The organism is Flavobacterium granuli (genome assembly GCF_900129705.1).
Lineage (GTDB): Bacteria > Bacteroidota > Bacteroidia > Flavobacteriales > Flavobacteriaceae > Flavobacterium > Flavobacterium granuli.
The window spans coordinates 397,163-420,758 of record NZ_FQWO01000002.1; the positions used below are offsets into that span (position 1 = coordinate 397,163).

The window sequence follows — 23,596 nt, forward strand, 5'->3', positions numbered from 1 at the left end:
AATTTTGGCTATTGTTTTTGGGGAAGGTTTTCCTGAAATAAAGTACTGCAAAAGACTTATTTTTAAAAACAACACAAAAACTAATGCAGGTAAAAACCAAAGCAATCGTCATTTCGTCTTTGAAGTTTCAGGAAAAAAGCTTGATTGTAAAGTGTTTTACCCAGTCTCACGGATTAAAATCTTATTTTGTGCGGGATGCTTTTTCTGGCAGGAAATCCAATCAAAAAATCGCCTATTTTCAACCATTGACTATTCTTGAAATAGAGGCGGTCCACAAGAACAAAGGCACTTTAGAAAATTTCAAGGAAATAAAAATCGGGACGCCTTTTCATTCCATTCATTCGGATATTTATAAAAGCACGATTGTGATGTTTATTTCCGAAATGTTGCACCATTCGATTCACGAAGAAGAAAAAAATGAGCATTTGTTTACCTTTTTAGAGACAGCTTTACATTGGTTAGACAATCACGATGAAATCGCTAATTTTCACTTGATTTTATTATTGGAAACTACAAAATATTTGGGCTTTTATCCCGATATTTCTGATATGGATATGCCTTTTTTCGAAATGACCGAAGGCATTTTTACGCCCTTTCACGCCATAAGTTCGTTGACGGAACACGAAACCAATTTGTTCAAAAAACTGATTGGATTAAAATTCGAAAACGATCAAAAAACCTTCCACGTCATCGAGAGGCAGCTTGTTTTGAGAATACTGATTGATTATTATAGTTTCCATCTGGACGGTTTCAAGAAGCCAAAATCTCTCGATATTTTAAAAGAAGTTTTTTCTTAAAGTTACAGAGTTTCATAAAATATGATTTCGCATTTAAAAGTAAAGTATATTTGTCTTTTAATCAAGTTTGTTGTTCTTTATGGAAAACAAGCTTTAACCAATTAACTTTATGGAAAAAAAATTAAAGCAGGATGAGGAAATTCAAAAGATTGAAAAAATCACGGGCTATCAGCTCCCTAATAAATTTAAAATAATTGGCTTGGTGTTATTTGTTATTTCATTCATTTCGATTGCCAGTATTTCGTTCTATTTAGAGAAAATGAAATACAATGATTTCCTGGTTAGGTTAGCCGAGACAGGAATGATCTTAGGATTGCTTATAATTTCAATATCTAAAGAAAAAATAGAAGATGAGTTAATCGCAAAGATCCGAATGCAATCATATAATTATGCTGTCATAGGAACAGTGTTAATCTATTTAATAATGCCTTTTATTAATTTGGCTGTTGTAGCTAGTTTTTCTTCAATGCCTAAAATGGATGGGAGTAAAGATGTTGCTGTTTTAGGGGTTTTGCTTACAATCCAGATTTTTACTTTCAGGAAGTTAAAAAGAGCATACAATGAAAAATAGACTAAAAATAGAAAGAGCAATTTTAAATATTACGCAAGAGGAATTAGCAGGGAGAATAGGCGTTTCTCGTCAAACTATAAATTCTATTGAAACAAATCGTTTCGTACCATCGACTGTCTTAGCGTTAAAATTATCAATGTTGTTTGGGAAATCAGTTAATGATTTTTTTGAATTGGATGATGATGAAAAATAGTAGCCAATAGCTTGTGTTTTTAATAAATTATGGAGATTACAGAGCCTTTAGTAACAAAGCGTAGTGAAAATTTGTGAAATTCGTGTGCAATAATTCAAAATTCCTTACTTTCGCACATCGATTAAAGAAAAGGATAAAATGAGCACAAAATTTACTGAATACAAAGGACTTGACTTGCCAACTGTAGCATCGGAAGTTCTGGATTTTTGGAAGAAAGAAAACATATTCGAAAAAAGTGTAAGCACTCGTGAAGGGAACCCACCATTCGTTTTTTTTGAAGGTCCGCCTTCGGCAAACGGATTACCGGGAATTCACCACGTCATGGCGCGTGCCATCAAAGATATTTTTTGCAGATATAAAACTCAAAAAGGCTTTCAAGTGAAGCGTAAAGCGGGCTGGGATACTCATGGTTTACCTGTGGAATTAGGCACCGAAAAAGAATTAGGAATTACCAAAGAAGATATTGGAACTAAGATTTCCATTGAAGAATATAACGAGGCGTGTAAGAAAACCGTAATGCGTTATACCGATGTATGGAATGATTTGACCGAAAAAATGGGCTATTGGGTCGATATGGAAGATCCGTATGTGACTTACAAACCCAAATATATGGAAACGGTTTGGTGGATTTTGAAACAAATCTACAACAAGGATTTGATGTACAAAGGCTACACGATCCAGCCCTATTCTCCAAAAGCGGGAACAGGATTGTCTTCGCACGAAGTGAATCAGCCGGGAAGTTACCGTGATGTGACCGATACGACTGTTGTGGCACAATTTAAAGCGATAAATGATACTTTACCAGCAGCTTTGCAAGGCTTAGGGGATATACATATTTTGGCTTGGACTACAACGCCTTGGACTTTACCAAGTAACACGGCATTGACCGTTGGTCCAAAAATCGATTATGTTTTAGTTAAAACCTTCAATCAATATACTTTTAGACCGATAACAGTGGTTTTGGCTAAGAATTTAGTTGCGAAACAATTCGGAAAAGGCTTTTTTGAAAGCAGCGAACCGGCTGATTTCGAGAATTTCAAAGAGGGAGATAAAAAAATACCATACCAGGTTATCGCTGAAGCAAAAGGAGCTGATTTGGTCGGGATTCGTTACGAGCAGTTGTTGCCGTTTGTGTTGCCGTACCAAAATCCGGAAAATGCGTTCAGGGTAATTTCAGGAGATTTCGTAACAACCGAAGACGGAACGGGAATTGTGCACACTGCGCCAACTTTTGGTGCCGATGATGCCAAAGTGGCCAAAGAAGCTACGCCTGAGGTGCCGCCAATGTTAGTTTTGGACGAAAACGGAACTCCGGTTCCTTTGGTAGATTTACAAGGGAAATTCACCTCACACATGGGTGAATATGCCGGTAAATATGTAAAAAATGAATATTACGATGAAGGTCAGGCGCCGGAACGTTCGATAGATGTTGAGATCGCCATTCGATTAAAAGAAGAAAATAAAGCCTTTAAAGTAGAAAAATACGTGCACAGTTATCCGCATTGCTGGAGAACTGACAAACCTATTTTGTATTATCCTTTAGATTCCTGGTTCATCAAGATTACAGAAGTTAGAGATCGTATGTTTGACCTGAATGAAACGATTAATTGGAAGCCAAAAGCTACCGGAGAAGGTCGTTTTGGAAATTGGTTGAAAAACGCCAATGACTGGAATTTATCACGTTCCAGATATTGGGGAATTCCATTGCCTATCTGGAGAACCGAAGATAAACAAGAAGAAATTTTAGTAGGTTCTGTTGAAGAATTATACAACGAAATCGAAAAATCAATCGCTGCAGGTTTCCAAAAAGAAAACCCTTTCAAAGGTTTCGAAATTGGGAATATGGATGAAACGAACTATGATTTGATTGATTTGCATAAAAATGTGGTCGATGAAATTACGTTGGTTTCAGCTTCTGGAAAACCAATGAAGCGCGAGGCTGATTTGATTGATGTTTGGTTTGACTCGGGATCGATGCCTTATGCGCAATGGCATTATCCTTTTGAAAATAAAGACAAAATCGACGAAAACAAAGACTTCCCGGCTGATTTTATCGCTGAAGGAGTGGATCAAACGCGTGGATGGTTTTATACCTTACATGCCATTGCTACTTTGGTTTTTGATAAAGTAGCCTATAAAAATGTGGTTTCAAACGGATTGGTATTAGATAAAAATGGGCAAAAAATGTCCAAACGCCTTGGTAATGCCGCAGATCCATTTGAAACTTTAGCCGAATATGGTCCTGATGCCACACGCTGGTATATGATTTCGAATGCGAATCCTTGGGATAATTTGAAATTTGACTTGGAAGGAATCGCTGAGGTACGCCGTAAATTCTTCGGAACACTTTACAATACCTATTCGTTCTTTAGTTTGTATGCAAATATTGACGGATTCAAATATGAAGAAGCTGAAGTTCCGTTAAACGAAAGGCCTGAAATTGACCAATGGATTATTTCAGAATTGAACACTTTGATAAAAGATGTGGACGGTTTTTATGCCGATTATGAACCGACGAAAGCTACCCGCGCTATTTCTGATTTTGTGCAGGAAAACCTGAGTAATTGGTACGTTCGTTTGTGCAGAAGACGTTTCTGGAAAGGCGAATATGCCCAAGATAAAATTGCGGCTTATCAAACTCTATATACTTGTTTATTGACCATAAGCAAGCTGAGTGCGCCTGTGGCTCCATTCTTTATGGACAAACTTTACAGAGACTTAACTCAGGCGACACAATCAGAAAAATACGATAGTGTACATTTGGCTGAGTTTCCAAAATACGTTGAAAACTTTGTTGATAAATCGTTGGAGAGTAAAATGCAGAAGGCGCAGACCATCTCGTCACTGGTTTTATCGCTTCGTAAAAAGGAAATGATCAAGGTGCGTCAGCCTTTGCAAAAGGTAATGATACCGGTGCTTGACGAGAATCAGAGAGCCGAAATTGAGGCGGTTTCTGAGCTGATAAAAGCGGAAGTAAACGTTAAAGAAATTCAACTTTTAGATGATGCTTCGGGTGTTTTGGTCAAACAAATCAAGCCTAATTTTAAGGCGCTCGGTCCCCGTTTTGGTAAGGACATGGGCTTGGTTTCTAAGGAGATACAGGGTTTTTCTAAGGAGCAAATTAATGAATTGGATAAGCAAGGAAGCTTAAATGTTGTTATTGCAGGAAATGACGTAACTTTAACATTAGAAGATGTCGAAATAACATCTCAAGATATTGAAGGTTGGCTGGTGGCCAATTCAAACGGAATAACGGTTGCGCTCGACATTACAATTTCTGAGGAATTGAAACAAGAGGGAATAGCAAGGGAATTAGTAAACAGAATTCAGAATATCCGTAAAGATTCGGGATTTGAAGTTACTGATAAAATTAAAGTTCAATTGAAGAGGGATGGAGCTTTAGAACAAGCGATTCTTAAAAATGAAGCCTATATTAAATCAGAAACATTAACCAGTAATTTGGTTTTTGTGGATGAAATCGAAAACGGCACAGAAATTGAGTTTGACGAGATAAAAACAAAAATAACAATTACTAAATAATTAGATTATGGTAGATGAAGCAACAAGATACTCCGATGCCGATTTGGCTGAGTTCAAAGAAATAATTCTAAAAAAAATTGAAAAAGCACAAGCCGACTTAGACTTAATAAAAAGCGCCTATATGAATGATTTGAATAATGGAACCGATGATACATCGCCTACATTTAAAGCATTCGAAGAAGGAAGTGAAACGATGTCAAAGGAAGCTAATTCGCAACTGGCCATTCGTCAGGAGAAGTTTATTCGTGATTTAAAAAACGCTTTATTCCGTGTGGAAAACAAGACCTATGGAATCTGTAAAGTAACAGGGAAACTGATCAATAAAGACAGATTGAAAATTGTTCCTCATGCTACGATGAGTATAGAAGCAAAAAATTTACAACGATAATCGACTTTCGTTATATAAATATTTAACGCTCCATTGGGAGCGTTTTTTTTGATTAAATTATTACTTTTACGCACTTAAAATTTAAAAAATGTCATTACGAAAAGCATATTTACTGGTTTTCCTTATATTAATTGTTGATCAGCTTTCTAAAATATATGTAAAAACCAATTTTATATTAGGAGAAGAGGTAGGCGTTTTTAAATGGTTCAAAATTCTGTTCATTGAGAATGAAGGGATGGCCTGGGGAACAGAAATTCCGGGAGCTTATGGCAAATTGATTCTTACGCTTTTTAGATTGGTTGCTGTTGGAGGAATTGGCTATTGGTTGTGGGATTCTGTAGAGAGAAAACACAGCTCTAATTATTTGATTGTTGCCATTGCGCTGATTCTTGCCGGAGCTTTTGGCAATATAATAGATTCGGTTTTTTACGGATTAATTTTCAATGACAGTCATGCTCAATTGGCGACTTTGTTTTCAGAGAATCCTTACGGGACTTTGTTTCACGGAAAGGTGGTTGATATGTTTTATTTTCCTTTTTGGCATGGAAATTTACCAAGTTGGTTGCCATTTTGGGGCGGAAAAGAATTTACTTTTTTCAATGCCATTTTCAATGTTGCCGATATGGCGATTTCAACAGGAGTTGGGATTTTGATTTTTTTCAATAAAAAAGCGTTTCATCATCACGAATAGATTTAAGATTTATATATAAAAAAAGACCTGTTTCATAATCTGAAACAGGTCTTTTTTATTTTTTATTTTGTCCCGGAGCATACCGTTTAGCGCTTTTGTCTCCATTGAGTTTTTTAGCCTGTCCCGGAGGGAGTTGTTTTGATTTAAATGATGTTCGACTTGAGCTAGTACCCACTCTAACAGCACAGTTTGATAATGAAAAAGCAAATGCAGCTACTAAAAGAATTGTCGTAAATCTCGAATATTGAAATATTTTCATAGTTTTATTTTTGTAAAAGTACGAATTCAAAATTAAAACGAATAAACCTCATTCGGCGTTACGCAATAATCCAGTTTTATGTCGTCTTCAAAAACATCTGTAATCAATTCTTCGGCTTCAAAGAAGGAAAGACCTATTTTAATGGTTTCAGGCTTGCACTCAGAGAGAAATTTATCATAAAACCCTTTGCCGTAACCCACCCGGTGTCCTGTTTTATCGTAGGCTAAAAGTGGGACAAAAACAACCTCGATTTTATGCGAAGGAACTTCAATTCCATCAATGGGTTCGGGGATATGGTACTCGTTTTTTTTGATTTTAGTATTGTCTGTCAGTAAGAAATGGGTCATTTTTCTGGTTTCAAAATCAGCTTTTGAAATAATTGTTTCTTTGTCTTTACCTGAAAGTAAATGTAATATCAATTCAGTGTCGACTTCCTTTTGTTCGGTAATGGGCAGAAAAACATGAAAGTAGCTTTTCTCCCAAATGGGAAGATCTAGTAATTTATTGGCAATAGCTAAACTCATTTCTTCTCTTTCCTTTTCAGAAAGTTGTTTTCTTAAGTCTTTGTATTTTGAGCGTAATTCTTTTTTAGTTGTTTGCTTCATCGATTGATTTTGATATATGATAAATAGCGTCTCCTTGATAGACTATAGGAGAATGGTTTGCATTGATAATGTAGCCGTCATTTGGCGCTTTTACTTTGCGTTCAAATTTACCAAAAGGGTCTGTAATGGTTGCAAGAACGGCTCCTTTTTTTACAAAACTGCCTATGGTTTTAAAATCATGTAGCAAGCCTGAACAGGATGCTCTTACCCAAGTTGATTTTTCAATATATGTAGTTTCTGAATTTGGTTTTTCTATTATATGTTTTGGGTTTAACATATTCAGATGAGATAAAATTCGCTTTGCTCCTGCAACTCCAGCATCAGAGATGGACTCATTGATATCGAGCGATTTTCCACCTTCAAAAAGCAACATTTTGACATTTAATTTATCGCTTGAACTTCTAAAGGAACCGGAAATGTTCTTGGAAAGTAATGTAAATGGGGCGTTAAAAACATCGGCTAATGTTTTTAGTTCGGGATTGTTTGGCGTCAAGCGAATCTGAGGGACGTTGAATCTGCTGGCGCCTCCGGCATGAAAGTCAACCGCATAATCAACGATTGGCATGATTTCAGTCAAAATATGGTATGCAAATCTGCTGGCAAGCGAACCATTTTTACTTCCCGGGAAAACACGGTTTAAGTCTCTGCCGTCAGGAAATTCTCTAGATCTATTGATAAAACCAAACATGTTAATTATGGGAATACAAATAATGGTTCCCTTTTGGGGTTTGTTGATTTTTTTTGAGATAAGTTGGCGCACAATTTCGATACCGTTGATTTCATCACCATGAATTCCAGCCGAAAAAAGAACAACCGGACCGTCAATTTTAGAACGTTGTACAATGATTGGAATCTTAAGTTTGGCTGTGTTGTGCAACTTGGCAATTTCCATGTCGATTGTTTTGCTTTCGCCGGCTAAGACGGTTTCTCCTAAAATGGTGATGGTTTTTATGTTTTTCATGGGGAATAAAAAATCTAAATGTAGAAATAATTATTTGGATTTCGTAAATTTGAAATGAATTCAAGACAGAACTTCAAATTAATAAATCACCTACAGCTCTAAGTACCATCGCGTATCTTTGTGAAATAAAATTATAATGCAAAACCCAACTCTCGAACTTCAAATTCAAACCTTGCCTGATGGTCCCGGTGTGTATCAATATTATGATAAACAGGGCAAGATTTTATATGTAGGCAAAGCCAAGAATTTAAAAAAAAGAGTTTCTTCTTATTTCAATAAAATTCATGATACGGCCAAAACCAATGTCCTTGTCAAGAAGATTGTAACGATTAAACACATTGTTGTTCCTACTGAAACCGATGCGCTTTTATTGGAAAATAATCTAATTAAAACATTGCAGCCCAGATATAATGTGCTGTTGCGCGATGACAAAAGTTATCCTTGGCTGTGTATCAAGAAAGAGCCTTTTTCAAGAATTTTTGCCACCAGAAGAATGGTGAAAGATGGTTCAGAGTATTTTGGCCCGTATACTAGTTTTAAGACGGTAAATACCATTTTAGAGCTGATAAAGGAATTGTATCCGCTTCGAACTTGTAATTATGATTTAAGCGAATCCAATATAGAAAGCGGGAAATTCAGGGTTTGTCTCGAATATCATATTGGTAATTGCAAAGGACCTTGTGAAGGATATGAAACTTTAGAACATTATCAAAAACAAGTTGATGCGATTCGCGAAATACTGAAAGGAAATTTCAAGGAAAGCATGAAAGATTTCAAAAGAGTGATGATGGAGCTAGCTCAGAACATGCATTTTGAAGAAGCACAGAAAATCAAGGAAAAAATAGAAGTACTTGAGAATTATCAATCGCGTTCGACTATTGTAAATCCAAAAATAACTAATGTGGATGTGTTTTCGATCGTTTCGGATGAAAGTGCGGCTTATGTGAATTTCCTGCAAATTTCTCACGGTTCAATCATCCGATCGCATACGATGGAAATCAAAAAGAAGCTGGAAGAAACTGATGAAGAGTTGTTGGAATTAGCAATAATAGAACTCAGAGAGCGTTTTCAATTGCTGTCTAAAGAAGTTATTGTGCCGTTTTCAGTTGATTTGGGAGAAAAGATAAAGGTCACCGTTCCACAGTTGGGAGATAAAAAGCAGATATTGGATCTTTCGATTCGAAATGCTAAGTTTTATAGAATTGAACAGCTGAAACAATTGCAAATTGTGGATCCTGACAGGCATGCCAATAGAATTATGGCGCAGATGCAAAAAGACCTACGACTTCATGTGGAACCACGTCATATAGAGTGTTTTGACAATTCGAATATTCAGGGTACCAATCCGGTGGCCGCTTGTGTGGTTTTCAAAGATGGAAAACCCAGTAAAAAAGACTACCGTCATTTTAATATAAAAACGGTCGAAGGACCTGATGATTTTGCTTCGATGCAAGAAGTAGTTTACCGTCGCTACAAGAGACTCTTGGATGAAAAGGAGCCTTTGCCACAGCTGATTATTATTGATGGGGGGAAAGGGCAGTTGTCTTCGGCATTGAAGAGTTTGGATGAACTGGGGCTAAGGGGGAAAATAGCTATAATTGGTATTGCCAAAAGGTTGGAGGAATTATTTTATCCCGGTGATTCTGTTCCTTTATATTTAGATAAGAAATCGGAGACTTTAAAGGTAATTCAGCAATTGAGAAATGAGGCGCATCGATTTGGAATCACACACCACAGGGATAAAAGAAGTAAATCGGCTTTAAATTCTTCGATAGAATCGATTCCTGGAATTGGAGAGAAAACGATGTTGACGCTAATTCAACATTTTAAAAGTGTTAAAAGATTAAAGTTAGCCACAGAAAAGGAAATTTCGGACGTTATAGGTGTATCGAAAGCCAAAAAAATTACCGACTTTTACAAAACGATGCAGAGTTAAAACAGGCCGGACAATTCCAGTAAAGTAAATTAATCCCTTTAAAAATAAACACTTTTATGAAAAAACAGGCGTTTTTGATTCTTATTTTTTTCACAAGCCTGGCCTTGTTCGCACAAGAACAGAAAAGACTCAAGGTAGGTTTGGTTTTAAGTGGAGGCGGAGCGAAAGGATTTGCACATATAGGGGTTCTTAAAGTACTTGAAGATGCAGGTGTGAAGATTGATTTTATAGGAGGAACAAGTATGGGAGCTGTGGTGGGAGGACTCTATGCTTCGGGTTACAATGCAGCTCAGCTGGATTCAATTTTTAGAGAAACTAATTTTGATGAATTATTAAGCGACTATATTCCGCGAGCGTCTAAGAATTTTTACGAAAAGAGAAATGATGATTTATATGCGCTTAGTTTGCCTTTTAATGATTTTAAAATAGGAATTCCAAAGGCGCTTTCTAAGGGGCTTTATAATTTTAATTTATTGAGTAGGCTTACTCGAAACGTTAGATATATTAGGAATTTCAATCAATTGCCAACTCCTTTTTTATGTATAGGCTCAAATATTGAGACGGGCGAACAGGTCATATTAGACCGCGGAAATCTAGCTCAGGCGATGATTGCCAGTGCTGCTTTTCCTTCTTTGTTTTCCCCTGTTGAAATTGATGGAAAACTGCTAGTTGACGGAGGTGTGACTAATAATTATCCTGTAGATGAAATTAAGAAGTTGGGTGCCGATGTTATTATAGGGGTCGATGTACAGAATGATTTGCTAGACCGATATTCTCTTAAAGATGCAACTAAAATCTTGGTTCAGATTACAAACCTTCATTCGATTGAGAAAATGAAGGAAAATGTAAAAAAAACAGATATTTATATAAAACCGGATATTAAAAACTATGGCGTTATTTCCTTTGATAAAGGGAATGAAATTATAGTAAAAGGAGAAGATGCCACCTTTTCGGTTTATGAAAAAATTGAACTGTTGGTTGATCGTTCTAATAAATATACAAAACCAAAGTTGAAGCTGGTGTCGGATTCTCTGAATATTAAAAGTATAAATTGTAATGATTTGGATAATTTTACCAGAGATTATATTATAGGTAAGCTTCGATTTAAATCGGGATCGAAAATTAGTTACAAACAACTGGAGGCTGGGATTAATAATATCAATTCGACACAAAATTTTAGTGCCATCACCTATTCGCTAAATCCGGATAACGAAGGGGATAATTTGAATCTTACGATAAAAGAGAATCCTACAAAATCGTATCTTAAGTTTGGTTTGCATTATGATGGTCTTTATAAGAGTGGGGTTTTAGTAAATCTGTCACGTAAAAAAACCTTTTTCAAGAATGATGTAGCCTCATTTGATGTTGTCTTGGGGGATAATTTCCGTTATAATTTTGACTATTATATCGAAAATGGATTCAACTTAAGTTTAGGTTTTAAGTCTTTCTTTAATCAATTTAACAAGAACATAGCTAAGGAAATTAGCGGGCTGAATCCTGATGATTTTGGAATAAAAGCGATTAATGTTGATTTTTCGGATGTGACAAATCAAGTTTATTTTCAATCCTTATTTGTTCGCAAATTTTTGTTAGGAGGGGGAATTGAGTTTAAATTTTTGAAAATTAAGTCAGAAACTCTTGCCAATGCGGATCCAATAATTGACAGAAGTACCTATGGGAGTGTTTTTGGATATTTAAAATACGATTCCTTTGATGATAAATATTTCCCTAAAAAAGGCTGGTATTTTTCTGGGGATATTCAATCCTATTTGGTATCGTCAAATTATACAAATGAGTTCAATCCTTTTTCTATAGCAAAGGCTGATTTTGGATTTGCAACAAAGGTTTTTGATAAAGTCACGATGAAATTTCAGACCGAAGCGGGTTTTTCCATAGGGAAAGAAAGTGTGCCATTTTTTAATTTTACTTTAGGAGGCTATGGTTATAATATGACAAATAATTTCAGGCATTTTTACGGGCATGATTTTTTGAGCATAACGGCCAATAGCTATATAAAATCTTCAGCAACTATGGATTATGAGTTTTATAGAAAGAATCACATAAATTTTTCAGCTAATTTTGCTAACTTGGGAGATAAACTTTTCGAGACAGCTAATTGGGTTTCTATTCCTAAATATTCTGGTTATGCCTTTGGTTATGGCTTAGAAACGGTTATTGGTCCCATAGAAATAAAATATTCCTGGTCTCCTGAGAGTTCAAAAAGCTATACTTGGATTAGTGTTGGATTTTTATTTTAAATTTAATTTATTTTAATAAAAATTCCGATATTTGTTATCATGAAAACAACTTGGAGCGGTTTATTAGGATATCTGCAATTTCTTATCAAGAGGAATCCAGAGTAAAGTAGGTGTTTTTTTGATTTAATTCGAAAGCTTGGTTTTGTAAGAAAACGAGCTTTCTGTCTTTAACTTTTAAACAGAAAAAACATGCCTTTATATCATAAATTAGGGAGTTTTCCCCAAAAAAGACACACACAATTTGAAAAACCCAATGGGGGTTTGTATTACGAACAACTTTTTGGAACAGAGGGTTTTCACGGTCATTCTTCTTTGCTTTACCATGTACACAGACCAACACAAATTAAAGAAATTACCAAATCATATTCAGTTGAGCCTAAAATTGCGATTGGGAAAAATATAAAATCCTTATTGCTAAAAGGGTTTGAATTAAAAGCTGAAGATGATTTTCTGGACAGCCGAAAAGCAATGCTGGTCAATAAAGACTGTGTAATAGGATTAGCCGCACCCAAACAATCTTTGCGGGATTATTTCTATAAAAATGCCGATGCCGATGAAATGATTTTCATTCACAAAGGAAAAGGGAAATTGCGCACGATGATGGGAAATATTCCATTTGAATACGGTGATTATTTGATTATTCCACGCGGGATGATTTATCAAATAGATTTTGAAACTTCAGAAAACAGACTTTTCTACGTAGAGTCTTTCGCTCCGTTTTACACTCCAAAACGTTATAAAAATGAGTCAGGGCAGCATCTAGAGCATGCTCCATTTTGTGAACGCGATTTTATTTTGCCAAATGAATTGGAAACGCATGACGAAAAAGGGGATTTTCTGATCAAAATAAAAAAAGAAGGAATGATGCATGAAGTCGTGTATGCAACGCATCCTTTTGACGTAGTAGGTTGGGATGGATATAACTTTCCTTATGGATTCAGTATTCATAATTTCGAGCCTATAACAGGACGCGTTCATCAACCGCCACCGGTTCATCAGACATTTGAAACAGCTGCTTTTGTGGTTTGTTCTTTCGTTCCACGATTGTACGATTACCATCCAAAAGCAATCCCGGCGCCTTATAATCACAGCAATATTGATAGTGACGAGGTTTTGTATTATGTAGATGGTGACTTCATGAGTCGCAATAATATTGAGCAAGGTCATATTACTTTGCATCCAAAAGGAATTCCACACGGACCGGCACCCGGAGCAATGGAACGAAGTATTGGTCAGACGATAACCCACGAATTGGCAGTTATGGTCGATACCTTTCGTCCGCTGATGGTTACTGAAGAAGCAATGGGACTAGACGATGGACAGTACTATAAATCTTGGGTAGAGTAGTCATTGCGAGGAACAAAGCAATTTCACTTAGTGTATCACATTTTAGAGGTCTTATATTTAAAAATAATTAGGAGCTATTCCTGCTATCCGTTGCAATCTTTATAATCCTGAAACAAATTCAGGAATATAAAGGATTTTCACTGCTATCAGGGCTAGGCTTTAGAACAATCAACAACATTTTCGGAAATTATAAGCACTTCCGATTCAAAACAATAAAACAATGGCAAAAGAAGTAAAATCAGTAGAATACGGACTAGAAAAAATATTTGAAGGAGCACAAGATTTCCTTCCTTTATTAGGAACGGATTATGTAGAATTCTACGTAGGAAATGCAAAACAATCGGCACATTATTATAAAACGGCTTTTGGTTATCAGTCGTTGGCTTATGCCGGATTAGAAACAGGAATAAAGGACAGGACATCTTATGTGTTGAAACAAGATAAGATTCGCATTGTGTTGACTACGCCATTAACTCAGGATTCTCCTATAAACGAACATTTGAGAAAACATGGTGACGGGGTAAAAGTGGCTGCACTTTGGGTGGAAGATGCAACGAGTGCTTATGAAGAAACTATGAAACGTGGAGCCCGTTCTTTTATGGAGCCTACTGTTGAAAAAGATGAGTTTGGTGAAGTAGTACGTTCCGGGATTTATACCTATGGAGAAACCGTTCATATTTTTGTAGAAAGAAAAAATTACAATGGAGTTTTCTTGCCTGGATATAAGGAATGGAAATCAGATTATAATCCGGAACCAACGGGTCTAAAATATATAGATCATATGGTAGGGAATGTAGGCTGGAATGAGATGAATACTTGGGTAAAGTTTTATGAAGACGTAATGGGATTTGTGAACTTCCTTTCTTTTGATGATAAACAAATCAATACGGAGTATTCTGCTTTGATGAGTAAGGTAATGTCAAATGGTAACGGACGTATTAAATTCCCGATCAATGAACCTGCCGAAGGAAAGAAAAAATCGCAAATTGAAGAATATCTTGATTTTTATGGCGGTCCTGGAATTCAGCACATTGCCATTGCTACAGATGATATCATTAAAACGGTATCACAACTGAAAGCACGCGGAGTTGAATTTTTATCAGCACCACCGCATACTTATTATGAGGCAATCCCGGAACGATTAGGAGAGCACATGAAAATGATGAAAGAGGATTTAAATGAAATTGAAAAGTTAGCGATTATGGTTGATGCAGATGAAGAAGGCTATTTGCTGCAAATATTTACAAAGCCTGTACAAGACAGGCCGACTTTATTCTTTGAAATTATTCAAAGAATGGGAGCTAAAGGTTTTGGTGCTGGGAATTTTAAAGCCCTATTTGAATCTATAGAAAGAGAACAACAATTGCGAGGAACGCTGTAAAAAAGTTTTTTTTTTACATTATGTGAAAAAATAAGCAAATGTTGGCGAGTTGTTTGGTAAATGTTGTGTTAAACTTTATTTTTAGAAAAAATAACTTGATTTATTGGCTACCTTTGCACTCGCAAAATGGAAGGGGTGGTTTCCTTCCGAATTGATATAAATTTCATAATTTATAGTTTTTTGGTTAGTTAATAGCATGAAAACTCAGTCATTATTTGACTGAGTTTTTTTGTTTTGATATATTTTGGAACTAAATTTGCTATTCTCTCAATAAATAGACAAAGTAAATTATGAAAAAAATAATACTATTCTTGATATTGATATTAACCGTAGGTTTTGATTCTCGAAGTGATGAAGCATATGATACTGGAGAATGGTTTAAGTTTCGTATTCATTATGGATTTATAAATGCCGGTTTTGCTACGCTGGAAGTAAAAGATGCGGTTGTAAATAATAAAAAAGCTTTTCGTGTCATTGGGAAAGGCTATACTACTGGAGTGTCCCGATTCTTTTTTAAAGTTGATGATTTATACGAAAGCTATATAGACAAGGATTCTGGAAATCCATATCAATTTGTTAGAAAAATCAACGAAGGAGGATATACAAAGAATCAAGAAGGTTTTTTTAATCACGCTGCTAATAAGGTTCTTGTAAAAGACTATAAAAATAAAAGCGAAAACACTTTTACGGTTCCAAAAAACACTCAGGATATTCTGTCAGCTTTTTATTACTTACGTAATTATCCGGGCATTGATAAAATTAAATTGGGCGAATTCATTGCAATTGACATGTTTTTTGACGGCGAAACCACAAAATTTAAGTTAAAATTTATAGGTCGTGAAGATATTACAACTAAATTTGGCGTTGTGTCTTCGATGGTCTTCAGGCCTTTGGTCCAGTCAGGACGTGTTTTTAAAGAACAAGAAAGTTTAACAGTTTGGATTTCAGACGATGGCAATAGATTGCCCGTTCGAATAAAAGCGGATCTGGCCGTAGGTTCAATTAAAGCAGATTTGGATGCATTTAAAGGCCTAAACAATCCGTTTAAAATAAAAATGTAATGAATATTAGTGAGAATACAGAAGCTATTTTAAAGCAAATAGAGCTTAAATACGAATCTATAAATCAAAAAACAGAAACGCATCTTGAAGGATTACTTTGGTCTAAGCCCATTACTTATTGGGATTACATTCAAACAGATGCTTTGCTAAATCTGCAAATTCAAAGAACAACTCTTCCTGATGAAATGGTTTTTATTATGTACCATCAGGTCAATGAGCTGATGTTTAAAATGATTCTTTGGGAGATGCATCAGATTTCGTATTCTCAGGATATTAAAACTGATTTTTTTACCGAAAGATTGACTAGAATCAGTCGCTATTTTGATATGTTAACTACTTCTTTTGACATAATGGGCGACGGAATGGAAGTAGATCAGTATCTGAAATTTAGAAACACATTGACTCCTGCTTCTGGTTTTCAAAGTGCCCAATACCGCTTAATTGAATTTTCTTCAACAGATTTGATAAACCTTATTGACCACCGTTATAGAAATTCTATTGATAGAAATACGCCTTATGAGCATGCCTTTGAGCATTTGTATTGGCAGGCAGCTGGCAAAGATTATCAAACGGGTAAAAAATCCTTTTTGTTAGAAGAGTTTGAAAGAAAATACAAAGGGGTTTTCTTGAGACATATGGAGGAATATAATACCATAAATATTTGGCAAAAGTTTAAACAACTTCCGGAGGTAGATCAAAAAAATCCAGAATTGATACAAGCCATGCGTCATTTTGATCATACTGTAAATATTACGTGGGTTATGGGACATTTGAATGCTGCTAGAAAATACATAGATAACGGACAAGGTACTGGCGAGGCTACCGGAGGAAGTGATTGGAAAAAATACATGCATCCAAAACACCAAAGAAGAATTTTTTTTCCTGAACTCTGGAATGCAGAGGAATTAGCAAATTGGGGTGTGGAAAAATAGGTTGAATTAAAAAAAGAAGTGAAGTTTGAAAAAAGTATTGGTATTTATTTTAATAGTTTCGTCTGTATTATCGTGCAAAAAATCCGAAAAGGAACTTGCTGTAAAGCCCATTAAAGTTGTTGTGGAAAAATCTGATTTCGGATTCAATTTTTCTGATTTTAATGTGGTACAGGATACGATAAAAAAAGGAGATACTTTTGGAACCATCTTAGATAAACAAAATATTGGTGATCGCAGAATATTTGAGATTGTACAAAGTGTAAAGGATACTTTTAATGTGAGGTCAATTCGACCTAATAAAGCCTATACAATTCTTAGGAATAAGGATAAAAACAATAAAGTACAAGCTTTTATATACCAGCCGGATGCGTTGAGTTATTATGTTATTGATTTTAGAGACAGTGCGGTAGTGGCTTATAAAAAGACAAGACCTGTAACAATCAAACGAAGAACTATAGGGGGAGTTTTGAAAGGATCTTTGTCGGAAACCCTTGGGAATTCAGGTGTTGAGGCTGCTTTGGCGAGTCGAATTACAAAAATATATTCTTGGTCTATTGACTTTTTCAAGTTAAAAAAAGGCGACAGATTTGCAATTACTTTCACCGAAAGGTTTATCAATGATTCTGTTTATGATGGAGTTGAGGATTTGGAAGCTTCTTTTTTTGAATATAAAGGAAAAATTATTTATGCCTTCCCTTTTGCTCAGGATCCTTCGTCAGGAAAAATTGAATATTATGATGAAGAAGGAAAAACACTAAAAAATTTCTTCCTCAAAACACCTATAAAATTTAGTAGATTAACTTCTCGATTTTCAATGAACCGTTTTCATCCCGTTCAAAAAAGATGGAAGGCTCATAAAGGGACTGACTATGCAGCTCCAACTGGAACACCTATTTCTACTACAGCATCTGGGATTGTAGAAAAAACAGGTTATACTGCTGGTAATGGGAATTATGTTAAAGTAAAGCACAACGGGACTTATTCTACTCAGTATTTACATATGTCTAAAATTTTGGTGCGACGCGGACAACGTGTTAATCAGGGAGATGTCATTGGTAGGGTAGGAAGTACAGGTTTGGCTACGGGTCCACATGTGTGCTACCGATTCTGGAAGAATGGGGTGCAAGTCGATGCTTTAAGACTTAATTTGCCAAGCGGAGAACCGATGGTAGGTAAAAACAAGGAACTTTTTTTGAAAAAGATAGAACCTTTAAAGTTTGAATTGGACAGTGTTGCTAATTTGTAATTATTGATCTGTTATTTTTTTTGGTTTTCGAAAATTCTAAAAATAAATTAAAAAGAACGGAATGCTATTAAATTGATAGCATTCCGTTCTTTTTTTGTCTATAATTTTGTTATGATAAGCTTTTTTTCATTATTTGGTTATAATTAAAAATGCTTTAGCGGTTAATGCTAATTTCAGTATTTTTGACATTCAAATAAATAATTACTATAATCCTACTATAAATGGCTTTAGATATAAAAAAACCGACAGAAACAGCAGCTTGGAAAAAACTACAAGAGCATTATGAAGAAATGCAAAAAGCAACAATGCAGCAAATGTTTCAAACCGATGCTTCAAGAGTCGAAAAGTTTAACTTAAAATGGAATGATTTTTTAATTGATTATTCTAAAAATATCGTCAATAAAGAAACATTGGAATTGTTGCTTGAATTGACAAAAGAACTGGGGCTTAAGAATGCGATAAATGAATATTTTGAAGGAGGAATAATTAATCAGACCGAAAATAGAGCTGTGCTACATACGGCGTTGAGAGCAAAAGAAACCGCTGTTATCAATGTGAATGGTCAAAATGTTGTTCCTGAAGTTTATGATGTAAGAAGAAAAATAAAAGCATTTACTAATGATGTAACTTCTGGTTTAAAGACAGGGTATACAGGAAAGGCTTTCACGGATGTTGTGAACATTGGTATTGGAGGTTCTGACTTAGGTCCGGCGATGGTTGTTGAAGCCTTACAGTTTTATAAGAATCATTTAAATGTTCATTTTGTTTCAAACGTGGATGGGGATCATGTAAATGAAATTATTAAAAAGTTGAATCCCGAGACCACTCTTTTTGTAATTGTTTCAAAAACATTTACCACTCAGGAAACTTTGACAAACTCTGAAACGATTAGAAAGTGGTTTTTGCAATCAGCAACACAGGAAGATGTAGCAAAGCATTTTGTGGCAGTTTCTACTAATATGCAAAAAGTAACTGAGTTTGGAATTAATCCCGATAATGTGTTTCCTATGTGGGATTGGGTTGGAGGACGATTTTCTTTATGGAGCGCTGTAGGATTAACAATAAGTTTAGCGGTTGGTTATGATAATTTTGATGAATTATTAAATGGGGCAAATGAAATGGATGAGCATTTCAAGACAACTGATTTTGATAAAAATATGCCAGTGATTCTCGCTTTACTAAGCATTTGGTACAATAATTTTTTCGGAGCCGAAAGTGAAGCATTGATTCCTTATACTCAGTATTTGCAAAAATTAGCACCTTATTTACAGCAAGGTACAATGGAGAGTAATGGTAAAAGTGTAGGTCGCGATGGTAAGCCGGTTGATTATCAAACCGGGACTATTATTTGGGGAGAGCCAGGAACCAATTCTCAGCATGCTTTTTTTCAATTAATTCATCAAGGGACTAAATTGATTCCTTCTGATTTTATTGGATTTGTAAAACCACTATATGGAGATACAGATCATCATAATAAATTGATGTCTAACTTTTTTGCTCAAACAGAAGCGTTGTTGCATGGTAAGACTAGTGCTCAGGTTCAGTCTGAATTTGATCAACAAGGACTTGATGCGGCTAAGGCAAAGTTTCTTTTACCGTTTAAAGTTTTTGCAGGGAACAAGCCAACAAATACTATTCTTATTGAAAAATTGACCCCAAAATCTTTAGGATCCTTAATTGCGCTTTATGAGCATAAGATTTTTGTTCAGGGGATTCTTTGGAATATTTTTAGTTACGATCAATGGGGAGTAGAGTTAGGAAAACAATTAGCGAATTCGATCTTGGAAGAGATAAATACAGGAGACGTGAAAACTCATGATAGTTCAACAACTTATTTGTTGAATTATTTCTTGAGTCATAAATAGACAGATACTTTTTTTAATAGATTTTTATCTAAAACCTTGATTTTTTAAGTCAGGGTTTTGTGTTTTTAGGAGTTGATGAACTATTTTTATTTTTTTGGGAATATTTTTCAGATCATAATTATTTCGATTTATTGAATAATGTGACATTAAAATCATAAAATATTTAATAAAACTCATTTTTTTGTGTAAAAAAATGAGTTTTATTTTTTTTAGTAATCGGGAGTTGTTTTTAAATTATGCTTTTATTAACATTACGGTAACATTTTGTAGTTGAAATGTTATAATTTTGCCAAAAATAATAATCACAACATCATGAAAAAATTATTAAAGTTGTTTTTAATACTGATTGCATTTATTTGTGCAGATTCCAGTATTTATGCTCAGGGTAATACAACCTCTTCCGTTAGTGGAGGTGTTTATGACAATTTAGGGCAATCATTACCAGGAGCCTCGGTTCTTGCAATCCACACACCGTCAGGAACGCGCTATACTGCTTCAGCTGATTTTAATGGTGGTTTTAGAATTTCTAATATGAGAGTTGGAGGTCCTTATAAAATTGCGGTAACTTTTATTGGCTTTAAGACGTCTGAATTTAACGACGTTTACCTTCAGTTAGGCGAGTCAAAAGATTTTAAAGTGGTATTGAAAGATGATTCAAATGAATTGCAAGAAGTTGTTGTTAAGGTATCAAGGGATAATACTTTCAATTCACAAAGAACAGGCGCGCAAACAGTAATCAATTCAGATAAAATTAAAGCATTGCCTTCTTTGTCTAGAAATATTTCAGATTTTGCTAGATTAACACCGCAAGCTCAATTAAGAGGGGATGATGTTCTTTCAATAGGTGGCCAAAACAATAGATTTAATGCAATCTATATTGATGGTGCTGTTAGTAATGACGTTTTTGGATTAGCTGCTAATGGTACAAACGGAGGGCAAACTGGGGTTAGCCCAATATCTGTTGATGCTATTGAGCAATTTCAGGTTAGTGTTGCTCCTTATGACGTAAAGCTTTCTGGTTTTGCTGGTGGGGCAATTAGTGCGATTACACGTTCAGGAACAAATAATTTTGAAGGTTCGGCTTATTTCTTTAACAGAGACCAATCTTTAGCAGGTAAAACGCCTCCTTCTTTAGCAGGAACAAGTCCAAGAACAAAATTAGCTGATTTCTCGGCTCAGACTTATGGAGTTCGTGCTGGTGGGGCTATTGTACAGGATAAATTGTTTTATTTCATTAACTATGAGAGACAAGACAATCAAACTCCACAGCCTTTTGAATTAAGTACATATACTGGATTGTCAGCAAATAGATTAGGGGAGTTAAGAACTAAACTAGATAGTTATGGCTATAATCCAGGTTCATTTGAAAACAATGTTAGAACACTTAAAAGTGATAAATTAATTGGTAAAATTGACTGGAATATCAATGATAATCATAAATTATCGTTGAAGCATAGTTATGTAAAAGCAGAGAATTTTTCGCCAAGCAGATCTTCGGCTACATCTATAAGTTTTATTAATGGAAGTCAGTTGTTTAATTCTACTACTAATTCTACTGCTTTAGAGTTGAATTCACGATTTGGAAATAAATTTTCGAATAATTTAGTTGTTGCTTATACTAGCGTTTTTGATGATAGAAATGCTTCCGGAGATCCATTTCCATCCGTTCAGATTTTTGACGGTGCAAATCAAAGTATTTACTTTGGTGCAGAAGGTTTTTCGACAGCAAACTTGTTAGATCAAAAAGTTTTGACAATTTCAGATAATTTTGAAATTAATGCAGGTATTAGTAAAATTACTATTGGTACTCATAATGAATTTTCGAAATCAAGAAATGTTTTCTTTGGTAATAATTTCGGGTCTTATAGATATGCTTCCTTAGATGACTTCTTATTGGGGAGAAAACCAAATAGGTTTCAAATGAACTATTCTTTAATTGGAGGAGAAGGAGATAATTCCCAAGGTGCAGCGGAGTTTGGGACTAAGCAGTTTGGGTTTTATATCCAAAATGATATGAAAGTGAGTTCTAATTTTAAACTTTCTTATGGAGTAAGAGTTGATATTCCGGTTTGGGAAGATGGTTTAGTAAATAATGATTTTAATAACAGAACAATAGGGTTGTTACAAGCAGCTGGTAAAGATTTAAAAGGAGCGACTGTTGGGCAAGGAATCAGAAATTCTGCTCATATAGCGCCGCGTTTAGGATTTAATTATGATCTTAACGGAAACAGAAGTACTCAGTTCAGAGGTGGATTAGGAATATTTACTTCTAGATTGCCATTAGTTTGGCCAGGAGGTACTTATAATAACAATGGTATTTCTCAAGGAGCTATTTCGATTACAACGGCTGCTCAAATGCCAGTATTTAACCCGAATCCAAGTGTTGCTAGTCAAATTATGAATGGGTCGGTTGCTTTAGGGCCACTGCCGGGTTCTGGAGGAAAAGGTGGGAATATTGACTTATTCGCAAAAGATTTTAAATTACCGCAAGTGTTTAAAGCTAGTTTTGCTGTGGATCAAAAATTACCATTAGGTTTTGTTTTCACTTCGGAGATTACATATAATGACAATATCAGTGCCATTACATATGAAAATTTGAATATTAAAGCTGCGTCTAGTAATTTGACTGGAGCTGATACAAGACCACGTTATAATGGGAATAGCAGAGTAGATCCTACTTATTTGGGAGTTTATTTGGCTTCAAATACTGATGAAGGTAAAGCTCATAATATTGCTTTTACATTGACTAAGAATTTCAGATCTAATTTTATTGACGCAAATATTTCTGGGACCTATTCTTATGGTAAATCTACTGTTTTATTGGATGCTACTTCATCTCAAAACAGTTCACAATGGAATAATACGGAAACAGTTAATGGAGCTAATTCTTTGAAACTTTCAAGGTCTGATTTTGACCAAGGAAGAAGAATTATCTCTAATGGTAATGCAACATTGAAGTGGAGTGATTTTACAAAAACAAGAATCGGAGTGTTTTATGAAGGTGCTCAAGGAACACCGATAAGCTATGTATATAATGATAGTGGTCGTTTGTTACAAGATACGTTCTCTAATTCAGCATTGATTTACGTTCCAGCTAGTCAAAGTGAAATTAATTTAGTTTCTACTTCTTCTAATACTTTAACTCCTCAACAACAATGGGATGCTCTTAGTGCTTTTATTGAAGGAAATGAATATTTAAAAGGTAAAAAAGGTACCTATGCTGAGCGTAATGGAGATCGTTTAAAAACGAGTCATGTTGTTGATTTAAAATTAGCTCAAGAATTTACAATTAATTCTGGTAAGAAGAAACACACGTTGGAATTCACAGCGGATGTGTTCAACTTTACAAATCTTTTGAATAAAAATTGGGGGAAAAGATATTTCACAAGTTTTGATCAAGTACAGTTACTTCAACAAGTTGGATTCTTAGCGGGTACAAATACCCCAACATTTAGTTATAATCCTACTGTAGGAAATACTATTAATCAAGTTGATGATGTTGGATTGAATTCTTCAAGATGGCAAATGCAAGTTGGTGTTCGTTATACTTTTAACTAATATCTGT

Annotated in this window: 18 protein-coding genes; 15 read left to right on the plus strand and 3 right to left on the minus strand. The window is 35.0% G+C overall.

Features of this window, described 5'->3' with window-relative positions; all coding sequences use genetic code 11:
* Nucleotides 1-83: 83 nt before the first annotated feature.
* The 6 genes from recO (at nucleotide 84) to BUB25_RS04715 (ending at nucleotide 6,180) form a co-directional block, all read left to right on the plus strand.
* Nucleotides 84-797, plus strand: coding sequence for a DNA repair protein RecO (gene recO, locus BUB25_RS04690; protein WP_072940757.1), 714 nt, complete (start codon nucleotides 84-86; stop codon nucleotides 795-797).
* 109 nt (nucleotides 798-906) lie between these two features.
* Entirely contained in the window at nucleotides 907-1,368 is a 462-nt protein-coding gene (locus BUB25_RS04695) for a hypothetical protein (RefSeq protein WP_072940760.1), read from the plus strand.
* A complete protein-coding gene (locus tag BUB25_RS04700; protein WP_072940763.1) occupies nucleotides 1,358-1,561 on the plus strand; it encodes a helix-turn-helix transcriptional regulator in 204 nt (67 codons plus the stop codon). The genes BUB25_RS04695 and BUB25_RS04700 overlap by 11 nt, the downstream gene beginning before the upstream one ends.
* 138 nt (nucleotides 1,562-1,699) lie before the next feature.
* Nucleotides 1,700-5,101, plus strand: a complete 3,402-nt coding sequence (gene ileS / locus BUB25_RS04705; RefSeq protein WP_072940766.1) for an isoleucine--tRNA ligase — start codon at nucleotides 1,700-1,702, stop codon at nucleotides 5,099-5,101.
* 7 nt (nucleotides 5,102-5,108) lie between these two features.
* A complete protein-coding gene (locus BUB25_RS04710) occupies nucleotides 5,109-5,489 on the plus strand; it encodes a TraR/DksA family transcriptional regulator (RefSeq protein ID WP_072940771.1) in 381 nt (126 codons plus the stop codon).
* Between the two features lie 88 nt (nucleotides 5,490-5,577).
* Nucleotides 5,578-6,180, plus strand: coding sequence for a lipoprotein signal peptidase (locus BUB25_RS04715; RefSeq protein ID WP_072940774.1), 603 nt, complete (start codon nucleotides 5,578-5,580; stop codon nucleotides 6,178-6,180).
* Between the two features lie 55 nt (nucleotides 6,181-6,235).
* Here BUB25_RS04715 and BUB25_RS04720 read toward each other — a convergent pair whose 3' ends face one another.
* From BUB25_RS04720 to BUB25_RS04730, 3 genes are read right to left on the minus strand one after another with little or no spacing between them, the layout of a single operon-like run.
* Nucleotides 6,236-6,439, minus strand: a complete 204-nt coding sequence (locus BUB25_RS04720; RefSeq protein WP_072940777.1) for a hypothetical protein — start codon at nucleotides 6,437-6,439, stop codon at nucleotides 6,236-6,238.
* Nucleotides 6,440-6,471: 32 nt separating this feature from the next.
* A complete protein-coding gene (locus BUB25_RS04725) occupies nucleotides 6,472-7,044 on the minus strand; it encodes a 5-formyltetrahydrofolate cyclo-ligase (RefSeq protein WP_072940780.1) in 573 nt (190 codons plus the stop codon).
* Nucleotides 7,028-8,005, minus strand: coding sequence for a succinylglutamate desuccinylase/aspartoacylase family protein (locus BUB25_RS04730; RefSeq protein ID WP_072940783.1), 978 nt, complete (start codon nucleotides 8,003-8,005; stop codon nucleotides 7,028-7,030). Before BUB25_RS04730 ends, BUB25_RS04725 begins: the two co-directional genes overlap by 17 nt.
* A 136-nt stretch (nucleotides 8,006-8,141) precedes the next feature.
* On the opposite strand from BUB25_RS04730, the gene uvrC reads away from it, so the two are divergent.
* The 9 genes from uvrC to BUB25_RS04775 all read left to right on the plus strand — a co-directional run bounded on the left by uvrC (nucleotide 8,142) and on the right by BUB25_RS04775 (nucleotide 23,589).
* Nucleotides 8,142-9,941, plus strand: coding sequence for an excinuclease ABC subunit UvrC (gene uvrC, locus BUB25_RS04735; protein ID WP_072940786.1), 1,800 nt, complete (start codon nucleotides 8,142-8,144; stop codon nucleotides 9,939-9,941).
* Nucleotides 9,942-9,997: 56 nt separating this feature from the next.
* Nucleotides 9,998-12,199: a patatin-like phospholipase family protein gene (locus tag BUB25_RS04740; RefSeq protein WP_072940789.1), complete on the plus strand. Its 2,202-nt coding sequence runs from the start codon at nucleotides 9,998-10,000 to the stop codon at nucleotides 12,197-12,199.
* Between the two features lie 189 nt (nucleotides 12,200-12,388).
* Entirely contained in the window at nucleotides 12,389-13,546 is a 1,158-nt protein-coding gene (locus tag BUB25_RS04745) for a homogentisate 1,2-dioxygenase (protein ID WP_072940792.1), read from the plus strand.
* Between the two features lie 220 nt (nucleotides 13,547-13,766).
* The gene (gene hppD, locus BUB25_RS04750) at nucleotides 13,767-14,927 is read left to right on the plus strand and encodes a 4-hydroxyphenylpyruvate dioxygenase (protein ID WP_072940795.1); all 1,161 of its coding nucleotides are present in this window, start codon (nucleotides 13,767-13,769) and stop codon (nucleotides 14,925-14,927) included.
* Nucleotides 14,928-15,217: 290 nt separating this feature from the next.
* A complete protein-coding gene (locus tag BUB25_RS04755; protein ID WP_072940798.1) occupies nucleotides 15,218-15,988 on the plus strand; it encodes a DUF3108 domain-containing protein in 771 nt (256 codons plus the stop codon).
* A complete protein-coding gene (locus BUB25_RS04760; protein ID WP_072940801.1) occupies nucleotides 15,988-16,920 on the plus strand; it encodes a tryptophan 2,3-dioxygenase family protein in 933 nt (310 codons plus the stop codon). Before BUB25_RS04755 ends, BUB25_RS04760 begins: the two co-directional genes overlap by 1 nt.
* Before the next feature lie 25 nt (nucleotides 16,921-16,945).
* Entirely contained in the window at nucleotides 16,946-18,166 is a 1,221-nt protein-coding gene (locus BUB25_RS04765; RefSeq protein ID WP_072940804.1) for a M23 family metallopeptidase, read from the plus strand.
* 221 nt (nucleotides 18,167-18,387) lie between these two features.
* Entirely contained in the window at nucleotides 18,388-20,031 is a 1,644-nt protein-coding gene (pgi, locus tag BUB25_RS04770; RefSeq protein WP_072940807.1) for a glucose-6-phosphate isomerase, read from the plus strand.
* Between the two features lie 312 nt (nucleotides 20,032-20,343).
* Nucleotides 20,344-23,589, plus strand: a complete 3,246-nt coding sequence (locus BUB25_RS04775) for a TonB-dependent receptor (RefSeq protein ID WP_072940811.1) — start codon at nucleotides 20,344-20,346, stop codon at nucleotides 23,587-23,589.
* Nucleotides 23,590-23,596 lie beyond the last annotated feature (7 nt).

Coding starts and splice junctions, on each gene's coding strand:
- recO (WP_072940757.1), top strand. CDS start 84: ATGCAGGTAAAAACCAAAGCAATCGTCATTTCGTCTTTGAAGTTTCAG.
- BUB25_RS04695 (WP_072940760.1), top strand. CDS start 907: ATGGAAAAAAAATTAAAGCAGGATGAGGAAATTCAAAAGATTGAAAAA.
- BUB25_RS04700 (WP_072940763.1), top strand. CDS start 1,358: ATGAAAAATAGACTAAAAATAGAAAGAGCAATTTTAAATATTACGCAA.
- ileS (WP_072940766.1), top strand. CDS start 1,700: ATGAGCACAAAATTTACTGAATACAAAGGACTTGACTTGCCAACTGTA.
- BUB25_RS04710 (WP_072940771.1), top strand. CDS start 5,109: ATGGTAGATGAAGCAACAAGATACTCCGATGCCGATTTGGCTGAGTTC.
- BUB25_RS04715 (WP_072940774.1), top strand. CDS start 5,578: ATGTCATTACGAAAAGCATATTTACTGGTTTTCCTTATATTAATTGTT.
- BUB25_RS04720 (WP_072940777.1), bottom strand. CDS start 6,439: ATGAAAATATTTCAATATTCGAGATTTACGACAATTCTTTTAGTAGCT.
- BUB25_RS04725 (WP_072940780.1), bottom strand. CDS start 7,044: ATGAAGCAAACAACTAAAAAAGAATTACGCTCAAAATACAAAGACTTA.
- BUB25_RS04730 (WP_072940783.1), bottom strand. CDS start 8,005: ATGAAAAACATAAAAACCATCACCATTTTAGGAGAAACCGTCTTAGCC.
- uvrC (WP_072940786.1), top strand. CDS start 8,142: ATGCAAAACCCAACTCTCGAACTTCAAATTCAAACCTTGCCTGATGGT.
- BUB25_RS04740 (WP_072940789.1), top strand. CDS start 9,998: ATGAAAAAACAGGCGTTTTTGATTCTTATTTTTTTCACAAGCCTGGCC.
- BUB25_RS04745 (WP_072940792.1), top strand. CDS start 12,389: ATGCCTTTATATCATAAATTAGGGAGTTTTCCCCAAAAAAGACACACA.
- hppD (WP_072940795.1), top strand. CDS start 13,767: ATGGCAAAAGAAGTAAAATCAGTAGAATACGGACTAGAAAAAATATTT.
- BUB25_RS04755 (WP_072940798.1), top strand. CDS start 15,218: ATGAAAAAAATAATACTATTCTTGATATTGATATTAACCGTAGGTTTT.
- BUB25_RS04760 (WP_072940801.1), top strand. CDS start 15,988: ATGAATATTAGTGAGAATACAGAAGCTATTTTAAAGCAAATAGAGCTT.
- pgi (WP_072940807.1), top strand. CDS start 18,388: ATGGCTTTAGATATAAAAAAACCGACAGAAACAGCAGCTTGGAAAAAA.
- BUB25_RS04775 (WP_072940811.1), top strand. CDS start 20,344: ATGAAAAAATTATTAAAGTTGTTTTTAATACTGATTGCATTTATTTGT.